This window comes from Mesorhizobium sp. 1M-11 (assembly GCF_001303895.1).
Taxonomy (GTDB): domain Bacteria; phylum Pseudomonadota; class Alphaproteobacteria; order Rhizobiales; family Rhizobiaceae; genus Mesorhizobium.
The window spans coordinates 149,410-167,888 of sequence record NZ_LJSD01000074.1; the positions used below are offsets into that span (position 1 = coordinate 149,410).

An 18,479-nucleotide genomic window follows, 5' to 3' on the forward strand; every position below is an offset into this window, starting at 1 on the left:
TGGAACGTGGCCCTCCGGGAGCAGTTACCCCTACAAACAGGAGGTCACGATGCCTAGGAAATGGTCCGCTGAAGTCACTGAAAAAAGCGATGCGCTTACGCTGGAGGAAGGCGTCTTCGAATCCCATGATCCGGAAAAGATCGCTGCATCGCTGAAACATTCAGCCGAAAAGAGCAGCCGGCGAAAATCGGAGCCCTTCCGCTCCGCCATGTCGATGCTCACCTTCTACATCAATCGGGCTGGCAAGAATCTGCCCTCGTCGCAGAAGAAAGTCCTGGAGCAGGCCAAGGTGGAATTGCGCAAGGAGTTCGGACGCGATCAGCCGCGCTGACATTGGAAGCGCCCGCCAGGGCAGCCGCTTCCAATGCCTTGCTTCCACAGTCTGCTAGTGAGTGATTTGCGAATGTTCCCCGCCGCGCTGCGAGATGCCGCCCAGCGCTTCGCCGGCATGCATGGCTTCGCCATTCATGGCCAGATCACCGAGCGAGACGATACCGACGAGACGTTTATCCCTGTTGAGCACGGGCAGGCGCCGCACCTGGATATCGCCCATGTTCTGCAGAACGGCGCTGACTTCTTCGTCATCGAAGCAATATTTGACGTCGCCCGTCATCACGTCCCGTACCGGTGTTTCAGGACCTTTTCCCATCGCAACACCACGAACCGCGATATCGCGATCGGTGACCATGCCGATCAGATGATCGCCTTCGGCGACCGGCAGCAGCCCTGCGTCCAGGCTGGCCATGGCTTGGGCCACATCGCGCAGGGTCGCGTCCGGCATGGCGATCCTCACGTCCTTGGTCATGCAATCTCGTACTCTCATGGTGATCTCCCAGAGTTCGACGCCCCACGCTGATCGAAGTGATGCAGGCCCAATGAGTGGGCGACCAAAACGTTCCGATAAAATTGGGGCTTGCGGGTGACCTGCCACAGTTTCTCGGAACGGGAGCGTCGGCGCCTTCGTTCCAGTCGTTACCGCCAAGTGGGGAGGAGTGATCTGCCAATGAAAACCGAACAGATATTCACCAGCATCGCGAATGCTGTTGCCCATGCCACCGGCAAGGCGCTCACCTTCGGGCTTTGCGTTCTGGCGGTGTTGGCTTGGGGTGTGACTGGTCCCTATTTTGGCTATTCGGATACCTGGCAACTGATCATCAACACCAGCACGACCATCGTCACGTTCCTCATGGTCTTCCTGATCCAGAACACCCAGAACAGGGATAACGCAGCGATCCAGACCAAGCTGGATGAACTGATCCGGGCATCCGAGGCGAAAAACCGCCTGATCGGCATAGAGCATCTGACGGAAAAAGAGGTGGAGCAGCTTCGCAAGGAAATCGAGCAGAAGGTGGTGGAGCTCGCAAAAAGCAAACAGCGCCGGGTCTCGAGCTAGGGCCACCGGTTCCGCGCGGCTTCCATTGAACATCCAAAGCAGATCGTTGCCCTTCGGCGAAACGCTGGGCGGATCAATTGCGCCGGTTGGTGGTGTTTATCTTGGTGTTGGCAGGTTCGCCCTGCTTTTCGGGATCGAGGCTGCCATGCGTACCATGCTCGGTCTCGTCCGTTTTAGGCGTTTTTTTGTCTCCTGTTCCAGCCTGGCTTTGATTTTCCGGAGGCGTCGGCGGCGGTTTGCCTGCGGCAGCCTCTATCCGCATCCGCCGTGGCGGGTTGCGGGTCTCGTCGGGATTGGGCCGCGGTATTTCGTCGGGCAAACGGTCGGGTTCCGGCTCCTTGATAGGCGGTGTCTCGTCGGGCAGGGGAGGAGGCTCGGGTGGCTGAGGCTCGGGGGTGTTCGGCAATATGGCCATTGCGAAATCCCTATCTGTTGATGAAAACCAGCGCGCCGTACTGCACCAGTTCAGCGGCTGAGGACCAACCCAGCTTCGATCTCCCGGTTCCCTCACTAAATGTTTCAGCGATAGTGGCTGGACCCTTTAAGAATCTGGAATTTCGGAACCTCAGCCTGTGGCATGGGTTGGTTCGATGAGACTTCGATAGAAGGAGGTTTTCATGCAGATCCTGAAAACAGTCGTCGACCATGGACCAATGCCGGTGGTGGAGTTTCACGGGCAAGGCGGAGAAGAAATCCAGGTTCGACTTAACGCTCGCTCGGCGGCTGACGACGACGAGACGCTCATCGAAGTAGCGAAAGTGATGATGCTCCATGCCGCTGCTTTCGATCAGCCGGTCGAGGGCAGTGGCAAACCGGGTACCACGGAGCAGAGACCCAGATGGGAAGGACCACCGGAGAATCGCCCTAGCGGTTATCTGCCTGCCAATGACGATCCGGACCGCGATCGCGATGCGGCGGGCGAAACGCTGACCAATCCAGACAAGAGGAAGTTGTCCGATGCGCTTACGACAAAGAATAAAGAGCCGTAAGGCGACGACCCGTATCGAGCGGGCCATAGAGGCCGATTTTTATGCGCGCCGCGTGGGCATCACGAAAAGGGAAGCCGTTGCGATGCTTCGCGATGGGAATGCCAATGTCACGTCGACGAAGGAACCGGCAACAGCCGATCCGTTGGTGAAGTTTCTCGCCGAACATACCGATTTGTCGCCGAACCAGGCCAAGGACCTGGTGGATCGGGAAGGGCGTAATTTGAACAAGCTGCGCAAAATTGCCCGCACCATGAAAGCCGAGGGGTGATCCCTCCCGGGCGGTAGACACCGTGCTTCGACACTTCAAGAACGACCCATACGTGATCGATGAAAGGAGGCGGCCGAGCGCCGCCTCCCGGAATGCCTGGGTCAAGCCGCCTTCAGATTGACAGCCGCTTCGGCAATCTTCGAAAGTTTCTTGTCGGCTGCTTTTTCCTGACTGAGATTTTGTTCGAGCACAGCGGCGCAATCGTCGCGGCCGAGGTCTTTCGCCCAACTGATCAGGGTGCCGTAGCGGGTGATCTCATAGTGCTCGACAGCCTGGGCGGAAGCGATAATGGCGGCGTCGAGTACTTTCGTGTCGGCGACGTCGCCGGTGACGTCATTGGCCTCCTCCAGAATGCCGTCGATGGCTGGGCAATCGATCGCCTTGATCTTCTGGCCGTGCATTTCGAAGACCTGCTCGACGCGCTCGATATGCCCCTTGGTCTCCTCGAGATGATGGGCAAGACCTTCCCTGAGTTTCTCATCCGTTGCCTTGCCGATCATGGTGGGAAGGGCTTTCGCTATCTGTTGCTCGGCGTAGTAGATATCCTGCAAGGTGTGGACGAACAGGTCATCGAGCGTTTTGATCTCCTTCGAGAACAGTCCCATGATTACATCCTTTCATTTGCTTTGAAGCAGCGGCCGGGGCGGGGTGACGGTGGTCGCACACCCCGACTTGGAGGGGCGATCATCGCTGGCCTTCCCCGGTCGCGAATGTTGCGTTCCGCTTAGCGGTACGATGCAGAACGCCTTTGCTCGGGAAATTCCTCTGCCGGCGCATCCGGATCGGAAAGGTAGGCATCGCGACGGGCGTTGATATCGACCGCCCCATTCGAAACCAGAAGCGAACGGATCGTCACCTCGTCGGCTTCATTGGTCTGCACGGCGACCAAAACGCCGCCTCTGCGCACGCCTTCTGCGTAGAGCTCGGCTTCGTCCTTGGAGATACCGGCGCCGGCCAACGCGCCGACGAGGCCGCCTGCTACGCCGCCTGCAGCGGCACCGGCGGCCATCGCGGCAAGCCAGCCTGCCGCGACGACCGGGCCGATGCCTGGAATGGCGATGAAGCCGAGACCGGCGAGAAGGCCGCCCGCACCGCCGGCGAGCACGCCGACGCCAGCACCGGCAGCGGCGCCATCACCTGCTTCCGTCTCAGATTTTTCAGATCCGGCAGGTCCGACGATGCTGATCTTGTCGCTTGCGACGCCCGCCTTTTCGAGATCCTGGATCGCGGCGTGCGCCTCGTTACGTGTATCGAACAGTCCGGTGACTGTTTGCATGATGATCTCCTTCTCGGTGAATGCTGGATTGAACGGCTGGATTGGGGCGCGGTGACATCCCGGCGATGTCGGCCTCGTTTCGTCACGAGCTCTAGATGGCGCCTTCAGTGATGTTGCCCTGGTAGTCGAGGGCCACGGATATCGGCACGCCGTTCTTCTGTGCCGAGGCGCGCCACACGCCGTCCTCGCCGAGTTTCAGATTCGTGATGTCGGTGAAGCCCTTCTTTTCGATCCGATCTTTCGCCTGTCTTTCCGTGAAGCTGTTCTTGCCCTTCACGGGTGCAGCAGGGTTGGTCGAATCCGGGCTCGTGACGGACGGCTTGATTGGAGCAGTTTGCTGAGGGGGTTGTTCCTGGGCAAAGGCTGCGCCGGTGATGGTCAGCGCGCCCAACGCAAGGACGAATGGTTTCATGAATCATCTCCTGCTCGGTGATTGGACAAAGATGCTCGTTCGAAGCGTCAGGCCCCGACGGCGGGTGGAAGCAATCGATGCGGATTGCCGAGCGGGCCGCCACGAAGTGGTTCGGTCATCCGCCACTTCAGTCAGTCAGCCCTCATCTGGGCCAACCCGAGGTTTTCCGGTTCGTTCCAAAAGATTCGAAAAAATATCTCGATTGGTCCGCAGTGCCTGCCATGGAAATAAATGGAACGAGCCTCTGCCTGGGAGCGTTCGTTTTCCGTTGAACCTGGAATTCTTGAGCACGGTTCAAGACGATCGGAAGGAGAGAACAATGACCCTCGGCACAATTCTTGTGATCATTTTGATCCTTCTCTTGCTTGGCGGTTTCAGTGGTCTCGGTGGCGGTCCTTTTTATGGGACCGGTTATTACGGCGGCGGCGGACTTTCCCTGCTGCTCATCATCATCGTCATCCTGATGCTGCTCGGACGGGTTTGACCGGAGAGGATCGGCATCATGCCTGAAAAGAAGATCCCGGCCGAAAAAGCCAGGCAGGGTCGCAAAGGCACCCATGTCCTTCTGATCCTGCTTGCCAGTCTCGCTCTCGCGCTGGTCGCTTGGGGGGCTGTGGAGATTTATGGGCGCATGAGCACGGATACCGGGTCGGCGCCGCCGGTTACGCAGAGCCAACCCTAGCGAAAAGTGAGGAGCAAGGACTATGCGCAGTCTGGCAACGAAAAACCCTGAACAGGTCGAGCATCTGCGGAAGCTGGCCGCTGCTCATTTTGCGCCCGAATTTTTGCGGGCGGCATTGCAGCGGCTTTCCAAGATTCGTGGCGAAGAGGAACTCGCCAAGTTCGAGCGCGAAATGATCGAACTGGTTGAGGGGGAGAGCGGAGAAGGGGAAGCGGACTTTCCTCTGCTCAAGGAATTCGCGATCGAACAGCTTTATCAAGTCATTCGAGAGGCCAAAGAATCTCCGGACACGAAACAGCGGCTTGAGGACATCGCCAAACGGCGCACTTCCGGTCGTTCCGAAGACTCCAGGACGTTGGAGGAACAACTCCAGTCCGGCTTGGAGGACAGTTTCCCGGCGAGCGATCCGCCGGCGGTGGTTTCGTCCACCATTTCGGGGGGCAAGCAAGGCGGAAAGAAATAGCATGTTCGTTGCGGAGGCAGTTCGGCCCGTGGTGCTTTGAGCGCCGCGGGCCGTTTCATTTACCGTCAGTAGCCGCCGACCACGGGCAGGATTTCGCCCGTGATGTAGCTCGAACAGTGCGGTGACGAGAGAAAGACGTAGGCGGGTGCGATCTCCTCCGGCTGGGCTGGCCGCTTCATCGGCGTGTTCGCCCCGAACTTCGCCACGCGTTCGGCCGGCTTGTCGGCAGGGTTGAGCGGGCTCCAGACCGGGCCAGGCGCAACGGCGTTGACCCTGATGCCACGGGTGACAAGGCTCGCCGCGAGGGCCCGCGTAAAGGCGTGAATACCTCCTTTCGTCATGGAATAGTCGAGGAGGTCGGCACTGCCCTCGATTCCCGTAACGGATCCGGTGTTGATGATGGCTGAACCTGGCTTCATGTGGGGAATAGCCGCCTGTGCCATGAAGAAGTAGCCGTAAAGATTGGTCTCGATCGTCATGACGAACTGTTCTTCGGAGATATCGGCGATATCGGTTGCATGGATCTGGAACGCGGCGTTGTTGACCAACACATCGAGATGCCCCAGCTGCTTCACCGTCTCGTCGACGACTTTTCCGCATTTCTCGCGATTGCCGACATCGCCGGGCAACAGGATGCAGCGCCGCCCTTCCGCTTCCACCGCCGCCTTGGTTGCAGCCGCGTCGCTATGTTCCGAGAGATAGCTGATGGCTATGTCGGCGCCCTCGCGCGCGAACAGCACGGCGACGGACCGACCGATGCCGGAAGCGCCGCCGGTGATCAGGGCGACCTTGCCCGCCAGCTTTTCCGAGCCGACATAGTAGGGGGCATCGTACAATGGGGCGGGCTCGACCTCCGTCTCCTTCCCGGGTTTGGCCAGATGCTGTTTGGGGAAGGGCGGGACTGGATAGTGGCGGGCACCTGCTTGCATTGCATCCCCCTTTTTTCCATTCGCGCTTTTTTGGTGATCCTTGCTGTCGATGTCACGCTGGATCTCACGCTGCTTCAGCGCTGCATTGGTTCCTGAAACATTTGCCATTGGCCGGTCTCCCATCAGTGAGCCTCATGCCGCTTGCGGGTTGCCGCAGCCTTTTTGGCCGATGCGGAGCGTTCGCTGGCGGGGCGCCGGGCTGCGGCGCGGCCGCCAAGTCGTCCGCCTTTCTTAGCGGCGACATTGGTGTCGGGATCGCCGCGACCGGAGCCTGATTTGTTGCCACCGCCGGATTCCTTGTTGACGGTGGCCCAGGCCCGGCGCTCGGCTTCATCGTTCGAGACGCCGCGTTCCTTGTAACCTTCCTCGATATGCTCGGCCTTGCGCTTCTGCTTGTCGGTGTATTTGTCTTTGTCGCCACGGGGCATGTTGGCCTCCTTCGCAGGCTTGTTCCGTTTCACGGGTTGTCCTCGGCCAACGTCACGGTCCCGGGACAGTTCCGAAAAGTTCAAAACGGGAACCGGTCCTTGCCGAATGGGTTGCTGTCCTCGAAGGAGGCATCCCTTGGACAACGCGGTTGGAGCAAACGACGCGCCGCATGATGGCGCGGAAGCGGCCCATGCGATTTCGCTCAGATATGTTGCCGATGGCGAACCTGGCATTTACCGCCGCCGCGCAGGGCGAGGGTTCCGCTATCTCGACGCGCAAGGCGGGAAGGTCGCCGGCTTGGTCAATCGTGCGCGCATTCGTGCGCTTGCTATACCGCCGGCCTGGACGGACGTCTGGATATGCGCCGACAATACGGGGCATATCCAGGCAATGGGCCGGGATACCCGCGGACGCCGGCAGTATCTTTACCATCGCGACTGGCTTCGCATGCGAGACGAAGCCAAGTTTTCAAGCTTGATTCCCTTTGCGCGAGCACTGCCGGCAATGCGCCTGCAGGTCGATTCCGATCTGCGCAGGCATGGATTGCCGAGGGAGCGCGTGCTGGCGGTGGTCGTCTGGCTGCTCGACAACACCTTGATAAGGATCGGCAATCCGGCCTACGCAAGAGAGAACGGCAGTTTCGGCCTGACGACGTTGCGGGACAAACACGTCGATATCGTCGGCTCGACCTTGCGTTTTGTCTTCAAGGGCAAGTCTGGCAAGGAATGGAGGCTGAAACTGGCCGACCGGCGTATCGCAGCCATCGTTCGTCATACCCAGGACCTGCCGGGCCAGACTCTGTTTCAGTATCTGGACGAGGGCGGGGATCGGGCCTCGGTGACGTCGCATGCCGTCAACGCCTATATCGGCGACATTTGCGGCTTCAGCTCAAAGCACTTCAGGACCTGGGGCGCCACGGTGCAGGCCTTGTCCCTGTTCGCGCAGACGCCCTTGCCTGAAACCAAGAAAAGGATGGCCGAACTCCGCAACAGCATCATCGACAAGGTAGCCGCAGCGCTTGGCAATACGCGTGCTGTCTGCCGCTCCGGCTACATCCATCCCCAGATCATCGCGTCATGGGAAAGCGGACAGTTGCCGGCGGAATTGAAGGCGGTGGGTCCGGTTAGGAGGAAGGAATTTCTCGACAACGACGAAGTCCGTACGCTGGAGTGGCTGATGCTGGTCGAGGAAGGCAGCGGCGCCGGCAAGCGTTGAGGGGCCTTACTGCTGCGAAATACTCAAGCTCAGTTGCGACCGGAGACCACGGCGAACCAGCCAGCCCGGTGCGAGGGAAGTCGGCGGCTTGCCGGGCTGGCTGCAAAGCGACGTCCGCTTTGGCTGGTGCTCCGAGGGACGGGAAACGCCAGCACTTGGCAAAACATCTGGTGCAGGCCGGGGTTCCAGATTTCTGCAGGCAGGATACGCGTCCGGCTCAGCGGATGCCGGCTTCTCCCGTCGGCACGGGCAGAAAGAGATGGACGGTGGTTCCCTCGCCAACCTGACTTTCGATCTGGACATGGCCACCCGATTGCCGGGCAAACTCATACACCTGGCTGAGGCCCAGCCCGGTTCCCTGTTCCTGCCCTTTGGTGGTGAAGAACGGCTCCATGACATGGGCAAGGATCTCGCCGGTCATGCCGCAGCCAGTGTCTGCCACGGAAATTCTGACAAAGGGAGCGACATTGCCTTTCTCGTCCGATGGCTGCTCCATACCGCCGGCAGTGGCTATGAAAAGCCTGCCCCGTCCTGCCATCGCATCCCTGGCATTGATGGCGAGGTTGAGGATGGCGATGTCGAACTGGTCGCCATCGACGCGCATGGCTTCCACGCGGGGATCGAGATCGGTTTTCACCTCGATGCCTTTGCCCAGCGTCTGTCCAAGCAGATCGGCAAGCGAAACGATCCGTTCGTTGGGATCGACTGATTCCACGCCCAGGGATCGACCTTTCGCAAAGGACAGCAGCCGCTGTGCGAGGGCTGCGCCATTATGGGTGCGACCGAGCATCTCTTCGATCAATGTTGCTGCTTTCGGGTCGATGTCGCCGAGGTGCCGCTGCAGCACCCTGAGGCCGGACTCCAGCACGGCGGCCAGGTTGCTGAAGTCATGCGCAACGCTGGCGGCAAGCCGCCCCGTAGCCTCGAGTTTCAAGGCTCGTCGCCGACGAGCCTTCTCGGCCCTCCGCTCTGAAACATCGCGCAGCCGCACCAGCATGGCCGGCATGCCGGCCCACGTGGTTTGGGCTATCCGCAGCTCGGCCGGGATACCGGGTCGGTCCGGATTGTGGATGATGATCTCGCTGCCGCTTCCGTTTGCGACGGGGAAGCCGAACATGGCCAGAAGCAGGTCGTCTGGCTGGCAGCCGAACATCCGACAGGCAACGGCATTTGCGAAAAGGATCATACCGTTGGCGTCGACAACCAGAATGCCGTCGCGGGTGTTCTGATGCGCTGGCCTGTTCTGCCCGCGAGGTCGCCGAAAACCGGGCAATGGGCGCTCGGAAGGCGAAGCATGCATTGCGTGGCAATCGCCTGTGGCAACCCTCATGAGGTGGCTCCTATCCCAAGCAAATCGAAGTGACCGAGGACGTCCTCGGGAGCGCCGAGATATCCGACCAGTCGTCGCGGCGGCGACTGCGTGTCATCGCTCAGCGTTGGCGCTGCAAGGATACCGGCGCTTCGAGCGGCGTGCCGATCCTCGAGAATATCGATCACCTCGATCTCGATCCGGGACCCCAGCCGCTGCAGGATCATATGCCTGCATTCGAGCGCGGTTTGCATGGCGGGGCTATCGCCCGCGACATAGAGCCGAAGCCGAACCGGGGCGTCGGCGCGAAGTTTCCTGGTCATGTCTCACGCCTGTAGAGTTTGGCGTGGCAACGGCGCTACGCCCTCGAAAGTCCAGTCGTCGACAACAGCGTTTCCGCTTTTCGCGGAGACGCTGTAACTGCTGTTACGCAATTCCGGACACAAAACCGCTGCGCGCTTTTGCTGGAATTGCCTGGGCATCTTCCGGGCTGGCGCGTGACCTGTCCGACCGGACGTGCGGCGCGCTCTGATAGCGAAAACTCGCCTGGATTGATCGGAAGCCTTAAAAGCACTTCAAACCGCACCTTGTGTGTTCTTGTAGACAGACAAGGTGGAGCCCGTCTGCATACTAGTGAACATATCTCGGCTTTTCGGGCAGACCTTTGATGGAGACCAGCGCAAGAAGGGACACGTCGACCATGCAGGTGTCGTTCGAAGAGCTCGACAACAATCTTTTGCGCGCGCTGAAGCCGGAAGATTGGGCAGTGCTCCAGCCCCATCTGGAAGACTGGTCCGGGCATTCCGGGCTGCTGATACACGAACCTGGTGATACTGTCCGCCACGCCTATTTTCCGCGCGCCGAAAGCCTGATTTCCTATTTTGTCGATCTCAGCGACGGCCAGGGCATCGAAACGGTGCTGGTGGGACGCGAAGGCGCGGTTGGCGGAATCGTCAGCCAGGGAAAATTGCCGGCCTACGCCAGAGCCGTTGTCCAGGTCGGTGGCTCATTCTGGCGGATCGATCTGGCGGAGCTCGAGGAGGCGAAATCCCGTTCGCCGACCCTGCGGCACCTGTTCGCGCGCTATGCGGATTGTCTGCTGGCTCAGATATTCCAGTCGGTCGCCTGCAATGCCGCCCATTCGATCGAACAGCGCACGGCCAAATGGCTGCTGGCGGCCATGGATCGGACCGGCAGGCACGATCTGTTGCTGACGCAGGAACAGCTTGCGGCCATGCTCGGCGTGGGTCGCAGCTATCTGAGCCGCGTCTTCCGGCAATTGCGGGATGACGGTGTCATCGAGACGAGGCGCGGTCGCATCATCGTGCACAAAACGAGCCGGCTTCGTTCAATCGCCTGCGAATGCAATGCCGCCGTCAGTCGGCATTTCGAGGCCGTCTTGAAGGGGGTCTATCCCAATGGCCAGAAGAATGCGGAGAAATGAGCGTGTCGAGTTGCCGTTGCAGATTTTTGGAACGGGACTGTTCTGCCGGAATTCTAAGACTGGTCTGAATTGTCCCTTGAAGGGAATTTCGGAGACGAGGCGAGATCAAACCAAAATCGGAGAGGATGATGCCACCATTCAAAGCGGTGATCTTTCGCACGACACGGGACTATAAGCTCCCGATCACGACCTTGTATGATGTGGAAAGAGCAATGGGCATGTCGTGGCCGGACAAATCGGCTGACAGCTATCGCAGCGCCGCTTGCATTCTCGAACAGGCCAAGCTGGGATGGTGCAGCCCGCGCGCCGCTTTCGAGGCCTTTGTGCTTGCAGCCCGGGAACAAGGGCGGATCGTCGAGTGCCGGAGGCTGAAGGATCGCGTTGCGCGTGAACTGGCTTCCATCGAGCCAGAAGCAATCAGGCCGGAGCGCACGACTTCATCGTTCGGACTCCGAAGGCGAGTTCGTGCCGCCACACCAGTTCCGGCGCGCGCGCGTCCTTATTGAGAGGTGTGAGCGCGGGGGCTGTGGCGGCGAGCATTGTGGTTTGAAAAACGCGATAGCCGCCAAAAGCAGGTTTGTTGCCGACTCGACTGCGGGGAACGTTGCCTCCCTCGAGATTCCAGCTTGCTGAATCGGTAAATATGGAACCGGCTGCCGGTGGGGTTGTTCTGTATTTGTATGAAAGGAGAAGCCGATGCGTATCTTGACGCTGGTTGCGGCCCTTTCCGTGATGGCCGCCGCTTCACCGGCAATGGCACAGGAGCCGGAACAACAGCTACCCGGACAGCAGACTCCGGATCAGTCGCCGCAGCCATCCGTGCCGATGCCAGGCCTGTCGCCCGACCAGGAGGTCACGGCAATCAATATCGTCAGGGTCGAAGAGTTGCCGCAACCGGCCAGGGCCGAGGTGGAAACCAAACTGAACGACACCAGCGCGGACGATCTGCGTGAGCTGCAGACATCGATCCAGGCTTCGCCGGTGGCGGTGATGATGCTGGCCCAGAACGGGCTCGATCCAACGCAGGTGGTGGCGGCAACCATAGACCAGTCCGGGACGCTCACCCTGGTCATCCAGGAAACGGCCTGACAACTTGTGGCCATGCTCGGCTGCGAGAGGACTTAGCGGTCAGTGTCCAACTGTTCGATGACCTTCGCGTCGCCGACATCGGTGAGCACCGTCTCGACCTCTTCGTCGTCGACGCCGAGATAGGCGGCAATCACTCTGGGATCGGCGCGCACAAAGGCGGGATCGCCGTCGGAGATCTTGCGGCCATATTCCAGCACGACGATGTGGTCGGAGATCTGCATCACCACCGACATGTCGTGCTCGATCAGCAGGATCGATGTGTCGTTGTTGCTGCGGATATCCATCAGCAGTTCGTTGAGCGCCAGCGACTCCTTCGGGTTGAGGCCGGCGGCAGGCTCGTCGAGGCAGAGCAGCTCCGGACCAGTGCACATGGCGCGCACGATTTCGAGCCGGCGCTGCGCACCATAGGGCAGGTCGCCGGCAGGGTCGTCGGCGCGGTCCATGAGGTCGGCCTTTTCCAGCCAGTACTGCGCTAACTCCACCGATTCCGCGGAAGCCCGGCGATAGCTGCCGATGCCGAACAGCCCCAGGATGAGGAAGCCCGAAGCCTGCATCAGCTTGTTGTGCTGGGCAACCAGCATGTTTTCCAGCACCGTGAGTCCAGGAAACAGCCGGATGTTCTGGAAGGTGCGGGCGACCTTGGCCTTGGCCGTGATCTGGAAATCCGGCATGCGCTCCAGCAGGAACTCCGAGCCATCCTGCCCGGTGAAATGGATCATGCCTTCCGTCGGCTTGTAGAAACCGGTGATGCAGTTGAACACGGTCGTCTTGCCGGCGCCGTTCGGGCCGATGAGCGCGGTGATCTCGCCGCGTCGAGCCTCGAAAGACAGGTCGCCGATGGCGACAAGGCCGCCAAATTCCATGGTCAGATGCTGGACTTGAAGGAGGGGTTTATCCATCGGGGGCATGCTCTCCACTAAGGCCCCTAAGGTCGGGAATGCATGAGCGGCCGATCGGTTCCGCAAGTTTTCAGTTGGCCTCTTCCAGTTCTGCCTGCTCGCTGTGGAGAAACACCGCCGCCTGGCCAACAGCATGGCGGCCTTTTGCGCACTTCAATATGGTGCGCCGACTCAACGGCTGGAGACGGGTAACGCATGAGTGGCGCAGAACAGGTGGAAACCGCACGGATCGCTTCCATCATCGCGACAGAAATCGCGGCCAAGCCGCAGCAGGTATCGGCGGCAATTGCACTGCTCGATGAAGGGGCGACGGTTCCCTTCGTCGCGCGCTATCGTAAGGAAGTCACCGGCGGACTTGACGACACCCAGTTGCGCCAACTGGCCGAACGCCTTGTCTATCTGCGTGAACTCGACGCACGCCGCGCCGCGATCCTGGAATCGATCGGCGAGCAGGGCAAGCTGACGGACGAGTTGAAGGCCAAGATCGCCGCGGCCGCGACCAAGGCGGAACTCGAAGACATCTACCTGCCCTACAAGCCGAAGCGGCGCACCAAGGCCGAGATCGCGCGCGAACGCGGGCTCGGTCCGCTGGCCGAGGCGATCATGGCCGACCGTGCGGCTGTTCCGCTACAGCTGGCCGAAGGCTATATCACCGAAGAGGTGCCGGACACGAAGTCGGCGCTGGAGGGCGTGCGCGACATTCTTTCAGAACAGTTCGCGGAAAACGCCGAACTGGTCGGCAAGCTGCGCACCTATATGCAGGATCGCGCCTTCCTGCGGGCACGCGTCGTCGACGGCAAGCAGGAGGCCGGCGCCAAATTCTCCGACTATTTCGATCATGCCGAGCGTTGGGCGACCACGCCCAGCCACCGGGCGCTGGCGATGCTGCGCGGGCGCAACGAAGACGTGCTTTCGCTCGCCATCGAAGTCGATGCCGACGACACTTCGCCGGTGAAGCCGGTGGATCGCATCATCGTGCAGACGCTGGCGATCGGCAACGCGCTGCCCGGCGACAAATGGTTGACCGAGGTCGCCGGCTGGACCTGGCGTGTGAAGCTGTCGCTGCATCTGTCGCTCGATCTGATGCGCGACCTGCGTGAACGCGCCGAGGAAGAGGCGATCCACGTCTTCGCCCGCAACCTGAAGGACCTCCTGCTGGCAGCCCCCGCCGGCTCGCGCGCCACCATGGGGCTCGATCCGGGCATCCGCACCGGCGTGAAGGTGGCGGTAGTCGACGGCACCGGCAAGCTCAAGGAAACGGCGACGGTCTATCCGTTCCAGCCGAAGAACGATGTGCGCGGCGCCCAGGCCGAAATCGCCCGGCTGATGCGCCAGCACAATGTCGAGCTCATCGCCATCGGCAATGGTACGGGCAGTCGCGAGACCGAGAAGCTGGTCGCCGACCTTCTGGGCGACATGCCGGCGCCGAAGCCGCTCAAGGTGATCGTCAGCGAGGCTGGCGCATCGGTCTATTCCGCGTCTGAAACAGCGGCTGCTGAATTCCCGGGCTTGGATGTCTCCCTGCGCGGTGCGGTGTCGATTGCCAGGCGGCTGCAGGACCCGCTGGCGGAGCTCGTCAAGATCGAGCCCAAGTCGATCGGGGTCGGGCAATACCAGCACGATGTCGACCAGTACCGGCTGGCGCGCTCGCTCGATGCGGTGGTGGAGGATGCCGTGAACGCTGTCGGCGTCGACCTCAACACCGCGTCCGCTCCGCTGCTGGCGCGCGTGTCCGGTCTCGGTGCCTCGCTGGCGGAAGCGATCGTTGCGCATCGCGATGCCAATGGTCCGTTCCCCAGCCGCCAGGAACTGCTCAAGGTGGCGCGCCTGGGACCAAGGGCGTTCGAACAAAGCGCCGGCTTCCTGCGCATTCCGAACGGAACCGAGCCGCTGGACGCGTCCTCCGTGCATCCGGAAGCCTATGGTGTGGCCAAGAAGATCGTCGCCGCCTGCGGGCGCGACGTGCGCGCGCTGATGGGCGACCGAACCATGCTGCAGGCGCTGGACCCGCGCGTTTTCGTCGACGAGCGTTTCGGCTTGCCGACCGTGCGCGACATCATCGCCGAATTGGAAAAGCCTGGCCGCGATCCACGTCCGGGCTTCAAGACGGCGACCTTTGCCGAAGGGGTCGACGACATCAAGGACCTGAAGCCGGGCATGCTGCTGGAAGGCACCGTCACGAACGTCGCAGCTTTTGGCGCTTTCGTCGACATTGGCGTACACCAGGACGGTCTTGTCCACGTCTCGCAACTGGCCGACAGGTTCGTGAAGGACGCGCATGAGGTGGTCAAGGCTGGCGACATCGTCAAGGTGCGTGTGGTCGATGTCGACATTCCGCGCAAGCGCATTGGCCTGACGATGCGGCGCGACGGCGATGGCGGTTCCGGCAAGCCGGCGCGCCAGGACGGCCCGAGGAAACCGGCCATGCCGCAGCAGGGCAAGGGCCGGCCGGACAAGGTGCCGCCGTCGCAGGGTGCTTTCGGTGCAGCGTTGGCCGAAGCGTTCAAGAAGCGGTGAACGCCTCGGGGGCAGAAAAGGCAGTCGCTGAACGTCAGTTCACTGTGTTTTCAGGCCGCTTTCCAGCGAAATAGGCATCGAGGCTGGCCAGAACCATGTAGCCCATGGCGCGGCGTGTCTCGACGGTGGCGCTGGCCTGGTGCGGCATCAGCACGACGTTGGGCAGGTCGAGGAAATCCTTGCGGATGGCCGGTTCGTTCTCGAACACATCGAGGCCGGCCGACGCGATCGAGCCATCGCGCAGGGCCGTGATCAGCGCGTCCTCGTCGACCACGCTGCCGCGCGCGATGTTGATCAGCGTGCCTTGCGGGCCGAGCGCCTTGAGCACGGCCTCGTCGACCACACGGCGCGTGTCCGCCGTCGCCGCGACACAGACGGCCAGCACGTCGCTGTCGGCGGCAAGTGCTGCCGCATCGGCAAAATGCGGCCACGCCACGTCGTGATAATGCGTCCGGTTCGAGTAGCGCACGGCCATGCCAAAGAGCTCGGCGCGGCTGCCCAGCGCCCGGCCAATCTGGCCGAGCCCCAGGATGCCCAGCCGCTTGCCGCGCGGGCTGGAGCCGAGTGGGAATGGCTCGCCGGCCTGCCAGCGGCCGCCGCGCATGAACCGGTCGCCCTCGGCGATCCGGCGCAGCACGGCAAGGATCAATGCCAGTCCCATGTCGGCGACCTCGTCGGTGAGCGCTCCTTGTGTCGTGGCGACATGGACGTCGCGCGTTCGGGCATAGCCGAGGTCGATCCTGTCCGTGCCGACACCGTTGACGGCGATGATGCCGAGCGATGGCAGCCGGTCTATCCAGTCATTGGCGAGGCCCGTGCCCCCGCCGGTCACGACGGCGCGAATGTCGGCGCGCGCCGCCTCGATGCCGTCACGCTGCGCGTCATCGAAGAGACGATGCACCTGATAGGCGGCATCGAGCCTGGCTTCGATCTCGGCCATCATCGGTTCTACGAGCAAGAGATGCGGTTTCACCTGGCCTCCGTAAGCTTATGATTCGTTTGGTGAAGACTGCCAACTGGGTGTATAATTATCTTGGTCGACAGCCGAAACTGGGCTCGGCTGCAAGAGGGCGATATCCAGCCCGTTAGAGGAGGGCATGCTATGGCATTCCTCCACTTCGACACAAACCGTCCCGCGCACTTCCTCTCGGATTGGGGTGTTCCGATTGCAGCAGCTTTCATCATAGCCTGCTGGATCGGCCTCATGATGTGGGGTTGAGGGCGGAGCACGCTGGAAGCGCCATGAGTCATATGACGCCTAGTCCGCGCTGACCGTCAGTTCGACGCGATCCGCCGAGAAGCGCGTCTGTGAATACTGGATCGGCTTGTCGCTACCATCGACATTGATACCACGCGCGACCAGCACGATGGCGCCGGGCGAAAGCCGCAGATCGCGCGTGTCGGTGTCGTCGGCGTGCCGCGCTTCGATAGTCGTCGAGGCGCGGCGATAGTCCCTGATGCCGGAGAGCGCGAGTGCCCGTGTGATCGAATGGGTCCTGGCGAAATAGTCCGCGATATCGGGGAAATGCGCGGCACGAAACCAGGCGGTTGAACGGGAAACCGGCACGCCGTCAGCAAGGCCGCGCATTTCGAGACGGATGACCTCTTCGGCAGGCTCCAGCCCAAGTGCTGCGGCAACCGTGGCGTTGGCCGGTTCGCGGGCATGGTCGAGGAGCTCGATCTGGCGGTCCCGTACTTGGCCCTCGAGACCGGCGGAGAAGCGAGTTCTCGCGCCGATCGGATAGGTCAGGCGTTTCTGGCGTCGCACATAGGTGCCGCGTCCCTGTTCGCTCCGAAGCACGCCTTCGTGGACCAGGGCCGCGATGGCGGCGCGCACCGTATGGCGGTTCACGCCGAAGCGAGCCGCGAGTTCGGCTTCGGGCGGCAGGCGTCCGCTCTCGTCAGCAAGGCCATTGCCGATGCCCCGCCTGATCTCGTCGCCGATCTGCCGCCACAGCGCGACGCCGACTCCTCGATGCAATGCCGATTTCGACAATATCCCGCTCCTGCCGCTCGCTGTCATGCTTCCGTCATCCAACGGAGCTAAGACAGGCTAAGATATCTAGTTGTCTAGATCAATAGACAAATTGAGGTAAGCATGAACATCACTGCCGATCAAACCGCGCGACGGGACCGGATGGCGGTTCTGGCGCGCTGCAGCAGCCAAAGGCTGAGCGCACTCTGGGCGGTGCTTGGATTGCGACAGGCGCATACGCCGTTGCGCGGCCCCGAGGCTGGCCTGGTGATGCTGCGCGGACGCATCGGTGGCACCGGCGAGCCGTTCAATGTCGGCGAGGCGACCGTCACCCGCGCCAGCGTCAAGCTGGAAGATGGCTCGGTCGGTCATGCCATGATGCTCGGTCGCGATCATGCCAAAGCGCGGCTCTCGGCGGTCATCGATGCGCTCTGCCGCAATCCCGAGACCGCGGCGCGCATCGATGCCGAACTGATCCAGCCGATACGACGCGAACTGGACGTTGCCGACGAGACGCGACGCCAGCAGACCGCTGCCACCCGCGTCGACTTTTTCACCATGGTACGCGGAGAAGACTGATGTTGAACGAAGCGACTGCCCTCGAAGGCGGGTTCTCCAATCCGGTCCTGAATGCCCAGTCCGTCTTCCGCGCCGTCATGGATGCGATGGCGAAGCCTGCGACCATCGTCGAGGTGGACGCGGTCGTGACGCCGCCGTCGCGGCTTGACCGGGCGGCCGGCGCCGTGGCCTGCGCTCTGATCGATACCGATACCCCGTTCTGGCTCGATGCCACACTGGCCGAAAGCACGGCACTGCGCGCCTGGCTCACTTTCCACACAGGTGCTCGTGAGATGGCAACCTGCGGTGATGTCGCTTTCGCCCTGGTCGGCGCTCCCCAGACCATGCCGCCGCTGGAGCGCTTTGCTCAGGGTACCCAGGAATATCCGAACCGTTCCGCCACGCTGATCCTGCAGGTGCCAAGTCTCGAAAGCGGCGCGCCGCTGACGTTCGAGGGCCCAGGCATACGCGATCGTGTCGTTCTGGCGCCGCGTGGCCTGCCGCAGGATTTCGCGGCGCAGTGGAAGGCCAACCGCAAACGGTTCCCGCGTGGCGTCGACCTCATCCTCACCACGGGCGATGCCATTGCCTGCTTGCCGCGTTCGGCGCGCCTCGTCGAGATGGAGGGCTGA

The 18,479-nt window shown here is 61.7% G+C and carries 26 protein-coding genes; 14 read left to right on the forward strand and 12 right to left on the reverse strand.

What is annotated here, in order from left to right; translation table 11 throughout:
* Nucleotides 1-49: 49 nt before the first annotated feature.
* On the forward strand, nucleotides 50-331 hold the full coding sequence (locus AO692_RS29105; protein WP_054313528.1) for a DUF3175 domain-containing protein: 282 nt from the start codon (nucleotides 50-52) through the stop codon (nucleotides 329-331).
* 54 nt (nucleotides 332-385) lie between these two features.
* Here AO692_RS29105 and AO692_RS29110 read toward each other — a convergent pair whose 3' ends face one another.
* The gene (locus tag AO692_RS29110) at nucleotides 386-823 is read right to left on the reverse strand and encodes a CBS domain-containing protein (protein ID WP_054313529.1); all 438 of its coding nucleotides are present in this window, start codon (nucleotides 821-823) and stop codon (nucleotides 386-388) included.
* Nucleotides 824-1,003: 180 nt separating this feature from the next.
* Between AO692_RS29110 and AO692_RS29115 the strand changes: the two genes are divergently transcribed.
* Entirely contained in the window at nucleotides 1,004-1,393 is a 390-nt protein-coding gene (locus AO692_RS29115) for a low affinity iron permease family protein (protein WP_054313530.1), read from the forward strand.
* A gap of 73 nt (nucleotides 1,394-1,466) precedes the next feature.
* On the opposite strand, the gene AO692_RS33550 is transcribed toward AO692_RS29115, so the two are convergent.
* The gene (locus AO692_RS33550; protein WP_200911807.1) at nucleotides 1,467-1,808 is read right to left on the reverse strand and encodes a hypothetical protein; all 342 of its coding nucleotides are present in this window, start codon (nucleotides 1,806-1,808) and stop codon (nucleotides 1,467-1,469) included.
* A gap of 349 nt (nucleotides 1,809-2,157) precedes the next feature.
* On the opposite strand from AO692_RS33550, the gene AO692_RS29125 reads away from it, so the two are divergent.
* A complete protein-coding gene (locus tag AO692_RS29125) occupies nucleotides 2,158-2,382 on the forward strand; it encodes a hypothetical protein (protein WP_054313590.1) in 225 nt (74 codons plus the stop codon).
* Nucleotides 2,351-2,650 carry a hypothetical protein gene (locus tag AO692_RS33335; protein WP_152980016.1) on the forward strand — a complete coding sequence of 100 codons (300 nt, stop codon included), beginning with the start codon at nucleotides 2,351-2,353 and terminating at the stop codon, nucleotides 2,648-2,650. Before AO692_RS29125 ends, AO692_RS33335 begins: the two co-directional genes overlap by 32 nt.
* 101 nt (nucleotides 2,651-2,751) lie before the next feature.
* Here AO692_RS33335 and AO692_RS29135 read toward each other — a convergent pair whose 3' ends face one another.
* From AO692_RS29135 to AO692_RS29145, 3 genes are all read right to left on the reverse strand, one after another.
* The gene (locus AO692_RS29135) at nucleotides 2,752-3,255 is read right to left on the reverse strand and encodes a ferritin-like domain-containing protein (RefSeq protein ID WP_054313533.1); all 504 of its coding nucleotides are present in this window, start codon (nucleotides 3,253-3,255) and stop codon (nucleotides 2,752-2,754) included.
* Between the two features lie 119 nt (nucleotides 3,256-3,374).
* Nucleotides 3,375-3,926, reverse strand: coding sequence for a hypothetical protein (locus AO692_RS29140; protein WP_054313534.1), 552 nt, complete (start codon nucleotides 3,924-3,926; stop codon nucleotides 3,375-3,377).
* 91 nt (nucleotides 3,927-4,017) lie between these two features.
* On the reverse strand, nucleotides 4,018-4,338 hold the full coding sequence (locus AO692_RS29145; protein ID WP_054313535.1) for a hypothetical protein: 321 nt from the start codon (nucleotides 4,336-4,338) through the stop codon (nucleotides 4,018-4,020).
* A 319-nt stretch (nucleotides 4,339-4,657) separates the two neighbouring features.
* Between AO692_RS29145 and AO692_RS32555 the strand changes: the two genes are divergently transcribed.
* Genes AO692_RS32555 through AO692_RS33340 form a run of 3 tightly spaced genes read left to right on the forward strand, consistent with a single transcriptional unit; the run spans nucleotide 4,658 to nucleotide 5,483 of the window.
* Nucleotides 4,658-4,822, forward strand: a complete 165-nt coding sequence (locus AO692_RS32555) for a DUF3309 family protein (protein ID WP_082407630.1) — start codon at nucleotides 4,658-4,660, stop codon at nucleotides 4,820-4,822.
* A gap of 18 nt (nucleotides 4,823-4,840) precedes the next feature.
* Nucleotides 4,841-5,020, forward strand: coding sequence for a hypothetical protein (locus AO692_RS29150; RefSeq protein WP_054313536.1), 180 nt, complete (start codon nucleotides 4,841-4,843; stop codon nucleotides 5,018-5,020).
* 22 nt (nucleotides 5,021-5,042) lie between these two features.
* A complete protein-coding gene (locus AO692_RS33340; RefSeq protein WP_054313537.1) occupies nucleotides 5,043-5,483 on the forward strand; it encodes a hypothetical protein in 441 nt (146 codons plus the stop codon).
* 65 nt (nucleotides 5,484-5,548) lie between these two features.
* Here the strand turns inward: AO692_RS33340 and AO692_RS29160 are convergent, their stop codons facing one another.
* The gene (locus AO692_RS29160; RefSeq protein WP_054313538.1) at nucleotides 5,549-6,520 is read right to left on the reverse strand and encodes an SDR family oxidoreductase; all 972 of its coding nucleotides are present in this window, start codon (nucleotides 6,518-6,520) and stop codon (nucleotides 5,549-5,551) included.
* A gap of 14 nt (nucleotides 6,521-6,534) precedes the next feature.
* A complete protein-coding gene (locus tag AO692_RS29165; protein WP_054313539.1) occupies nucleotides 6,535-6,840 on the reverse strand; it encodes a hypothetical protein in 306 nt (101 codons plus the stop codon).
* A 136-nt stretch (nucleotides 6,841-6,976) separates the two neighbouring features.
* Here AO692_RS29165 and AO692_RS29170 point away from each other — a divergent pair, with 136 nt between their 5' ends.
* Nucleotides 6,977-8,056 carry a DNA topoisomerase IB gene (locus AO692_RS29170; protein WP_244483542.1) on the forward strand — a complete coding sequence of 360 codons (1,080 nt, stop codon included), beginning with the start codon at nucleotides 6,977-6,979 and terminating at the stop codon, nucleotides 8,054-8,056.
* Nucleotides 8,057-8,273: 217 nt separating this feature from the next.
* On the opposite strand, the gene AO692_RS29175 is transcribed toward AO692_RS29170, so the two are convergent.
* Together AO692_RS29175 and AO692_RS32560 are read right to left on the reverse strand one after the other, a co-directional pair.
* On the reverse strand, nucleotides 8,274-9,386 hold the full coding sequence (locus tag AO692_RS29175) for a PAS domain-containing sensor histidine kinase (RefSeq protein WP_082407632.1): 1,113 nt from the start codon (nucleotides 9,384-9,386) through the stop codon (nucleotides 8,274-8,276).
* Nucleotides 9,383-9,688 carry a circadian clock KaiB family protein gene (locus AO692_RS32560; RefSeq protein WP_082407634.1) on the reverse strand — a complete coding sequence of 102 codons (306 nt, stop codon included), beginning with the start codon at nucleotides 9,686-9,688 and terminating at the stop codon, nucleotides 9,383-9,385. Before AO692_RS32560 ends, AO692_RS29175 begins: the two co-directional genes overlap by 4 nt.
* A 377-nt stretch (nucleotides 9,689-10,065) precedes the next feature.
* On the opposite strand from AO692_RS32560, the gene AO692_RS29185 reads away from it, so the two are divergent.
* From AO692_RS29185 to AO692_RS29195, 3 genes are all read left to right on the forward strand, one after another.
* Nucleotides 10,066-10,809, forward strand: a complete 744-nt coding sequence (locus AO692_RS29185) for a Crp/Fnr family transcriptional regulator (RefSeq protein WP_054313543.1) — start codon at nucleotides 10,066-10,068, stop codon at nucleotides 10,807-10,809.
* A 125-nt stretch (nucleotides 10,810-10,934) separates the two neighbouring features.
* Nucleotides 10,935-11,315 (forward strand): DUF982 domain-containing protein, encoded by a 381-nt coding sequence (locus tag AO692_RS29190; RefSeq protein ID WP_082407636.1) that lies wholly within the window; start codon nucleotides 10,935-10,937, stop codon nucleotides 11,313-11,315.
* A gap of 190 nt (nucleotides 11,316-11,505) precedes the next feature.
* A complete protein-coding gene (locus AO692_RS29195; protein ID WP_054313545.1) occupies nucleotides 11,506-11,898 on the forward strand; it encodes a hypothetical protein in 393 nt (130 codons plus the stop codon).
* Between the two features lie 32 nt (nucleotides 11,899-11,930).
* Here the strand turns inward: AO692_RS29195 and AO692_RS29200 are convergent, their stop codons facing one another.
* Nucleotides 11,931-12,797 (reverse strand): ABC transporter ATP-binding protein, encoded by an 867-nt coding sequence (locus AO692_RS29200; RefSeq protein ID WP_054313546.1) that lies wholly within the window; start codon nucleotides 12,795-12,797, stop codon nucleotides 11,931-11,933.
* 195 nt (nucleotides 12,798-12,992) lie between these two features.
* On the opposite strand from AO692_RS29200, the gene AO692_RS29205 reads away from it, so the two are divergent.
* On the forward strand, nucleotides 12,993-15,314 hold the full coding sequence (locus AO692_RS29205) for a Tex family protein (RefSeq protein WP_054313547.1): 2,322 nt from the start codon (nucleotides 12,993-12,995) through the stop codon (nucleotides 15,312-15,314).
* 34 nt (nucleotides 15,315-15,348) lie between these two features.
* Here AO692_RS29205 and AO692_RS29210 read toward each other — a convergent pair whose 3' ends face one another.
* On the reverse strand, nucleotides 15,349-16,272 hold the full coding sequence (locus AO692_RS29210; RefSeq protein ID WP_348271484.1) for a 2-hydroxyacid dehydrogenase: 924 nt from the start codon (nucleotides 16,270-16,272) through the stop codon (nucleotides 15,349-15,351).
* Between the two features lie 300 nt (nucleotides 16,273-16,572).
* Complete coding sequence (gene phnF, locus AO692_RS29215; protein ID WP_054313549.1) at nucleotides 16,573-17,337, reverse strand: phosphonate metabolism transcriptional regulator PhnF; 765 nt, start codon at nucleotides 17,335-17,337, stop codon at nucleotides 16,573-16,575.
* Between the two features lie 75 nt (nucleotides 17,338-17,412).
* Here phnF and phnG point away from each other — a divergent pair, with 75 nt between their 5' ends.
* Together phnG and phnH are read left to right on the forward strand one after the other, a co-directional pair.
* The gene (gene phnG, locus AO692_RS29220; RefSeq protein ID WP_054313550.1) at nucleotides 17,413-17,868 is read left to right on the forward strand and encodes a phosphonate C-P lyase system protein PhnG; all 456 of its coding nucleotides are present in this window, start codon (nucleotides 17,413-17,415) and stop codon (nucleotides 17,866-17,868) included.
* A complete protein-coding gene (gene phnH, locus AO692_RS29225; protein ID WP_054313551.1) occupies nucleotides 17,868-18,479 on the forward strand; it encodes a phosphonate C-P lyase system protein PhnH in 612 nt (203 codons plus the stop codon). The genes phnG and phnH overlap by 1 nt, the downstream gene beginning before the upstream one ends.

What these genes read in the sequence shown, in the direction of transcription:
- AO692_RS29190 (WP_082407636.1), top strand. Translation starts at nt 10,935, where the DNA reads ATGATGCCACCATTCAAAGCGGTGATCTTTCGCACGACACGGGACTAT.
- AO692_RS32555 (WP_082407630.1), top strand. Translation starts at nt 4,658, where the DNA reads ATGACCCTCGGCACAATTCTTGTGATCATTTTGATCCTTCTCTTGCTT.
- AO692_RS29140 (WP_054313534.1), bottom strand. Translation starts at nt 3,926, where the DNA reads ATGCAAACAGTCACCGGACTGTTCGATACACGTAACGAGGCGCACGCC.
- AO692_RS29195 (WP_054313545.1), top strand. Translation starts at nt 11,506, where the DNA reads ATGCGTATCTTGACGCTGGTTGCGGCCCTTTCCGTGATGGCCGCCGCT.
- phnH (WP_054313551.1), top strand. Translation starts at nt 17,868, where the DNA reads ATGTTGAACGAAGCGACTGCCCTCGAAGGCGGGTTCTCCAATCCGGTC.
- AO692_RS32560 (WP_082407634.1), bottom strand. Translation starts at nt 9,688, where the DNA reads ATGACCAGGAAACTTCGCGCCGACGCCCCGGTTCGGCTTCGGCTCTAT.
- AO692_RS29205 (WP_054313547.1), top strand. Translation starts at nt 12,993, where the DNA reads ATGAGTGGCGCAGAACAGGTGGAAACCGCACGGATCGCTTCCATCATC.
- AO692_RS33340 (WP_054313537.1), top strand. Translation starts at nt 5,043, where the DNA reads ATGCGCAGTCTGGCAACGAAAAACCCTGAACAGGTCGAGCATCTGCGG.
- AO692_RS29160 (WP_054313538.1), bottom strand. Translation starts at nt 6,520, where the DNA reads ATGGCAAATGTTTCAGGAACCAATGCAGCGCTGAAGCAGCGTGAGATC.
- AO692_RS29115 (WP_054313530.1), top strand. Translation starts at nt 1,004, where the DNA reads ATGAAAACCGAACAGATATTCACCAGCATCGCGAATGCTGTTGCCCAT.
- phnG (WP_054313550.1), top strand. Translation starts at nt 17,413, where the DNA reads ATGAACATCACTGCCGATCAAACCGCGCGACGGGACCGGATGGCGGTT.
- AO692_RS29165 (WP_054313539.1), bottom strand. Translation starts at nt 6,840, where the DNA reads ATGCCCCGTGGCGACAAAGACAAATACACCGACAAGCAGAAGCGCAAG.
- AO692_RS29200 (WP_054313546.1), bottom strand. Translation starts at nt 12,797, where the DNA reads ATGGATAAACCCCTCCTTCAAGTCCAGCATCTGACCATGGAATTTGGC.
- AO692_RS29185 (WP_054313543.1), top strand. Translation starts at nt 10,066, where the DNA reads ATGCAGGTGTCGTTCGAAGAGCTCGACAACAATCTTTTGCGCGCGCTG.
- AO692_RS33335 (WP_152980016.1), top strand. Translation starts at nt 2,351, where the DNA reads ATGCGCTTACGACAAAGAATAAAGAGCCGTAAGGCGACGACCCGTATC.
- AO692_RS29125 (WP_054313590.1), top strand. Translation starts at nt 2,158, where the DNA reads ATGCTCCATGCCGCTGCTTTCGATCAGCCGGTCGAGGGCAGTGGCAAA.
- AO692_RS33550 (WP_200911807.1), bottom strand. Translation starts at nt 1,808, where the DNA reads ATGGCCATATTGCCGAACACCCCCGAGCCTCAGCCACCCGAGCCTCCT.
- AO692_RS29175 (WP_082407632.1), bottom strand. Translation starts at nt 9,386, where the DNA reads ATGAGGGTTGCCACAGGCGATTGCCACGCAATGCATGCTTCGCCTTCC.
- phnF (WP_054313549.1), bottom strand. Translation starts at nt 17,337, where the DNA reads ATGACAGCGAGCGGCAGGAGCGGGATATTGTCGAAATCGGCATTGCAT.
- AO692_RS29110 (WP_054313529.1), bottom strand. Translation starts at nt 823, where the DNA reads ATGAGAGTACGAGATTGCATGACCAAGGACGTGAGGATCGCCATGCCG.
- AO692_RS29150 (WP_054313536.1), top strand. Translation starts at nt 4,841, where the DNA reads ATGCCTGAAAAGAAGATCCCGGCCGAAAAAGCCAGGCAGGGTCGCAAA.
- AO692_RS29105 (WP_054313528.1), top strand. Translation starts at nt 50, where the DNA reads ATGCCTAGGAAATGGTCCGCTGAAGTCACTGAAAAAAGCGATGCGCTT.
- AO692_RS29135 (WP_054313533.1), bottom strand. Translation starts at nt 3,255, where the DNA reads ATGGGACTGTTCTCGAAGGAGATCAAAACGCTCGATGACCTGTTCGTC.
- AO692_RS29145 (WP_054313535.1), bottom strand. Translation starts at nt 4,338, where the DNA reads ATGAAACCATTCGTCCTTGCGTTGGGCGCGCTGACCATCACCGGCGCA.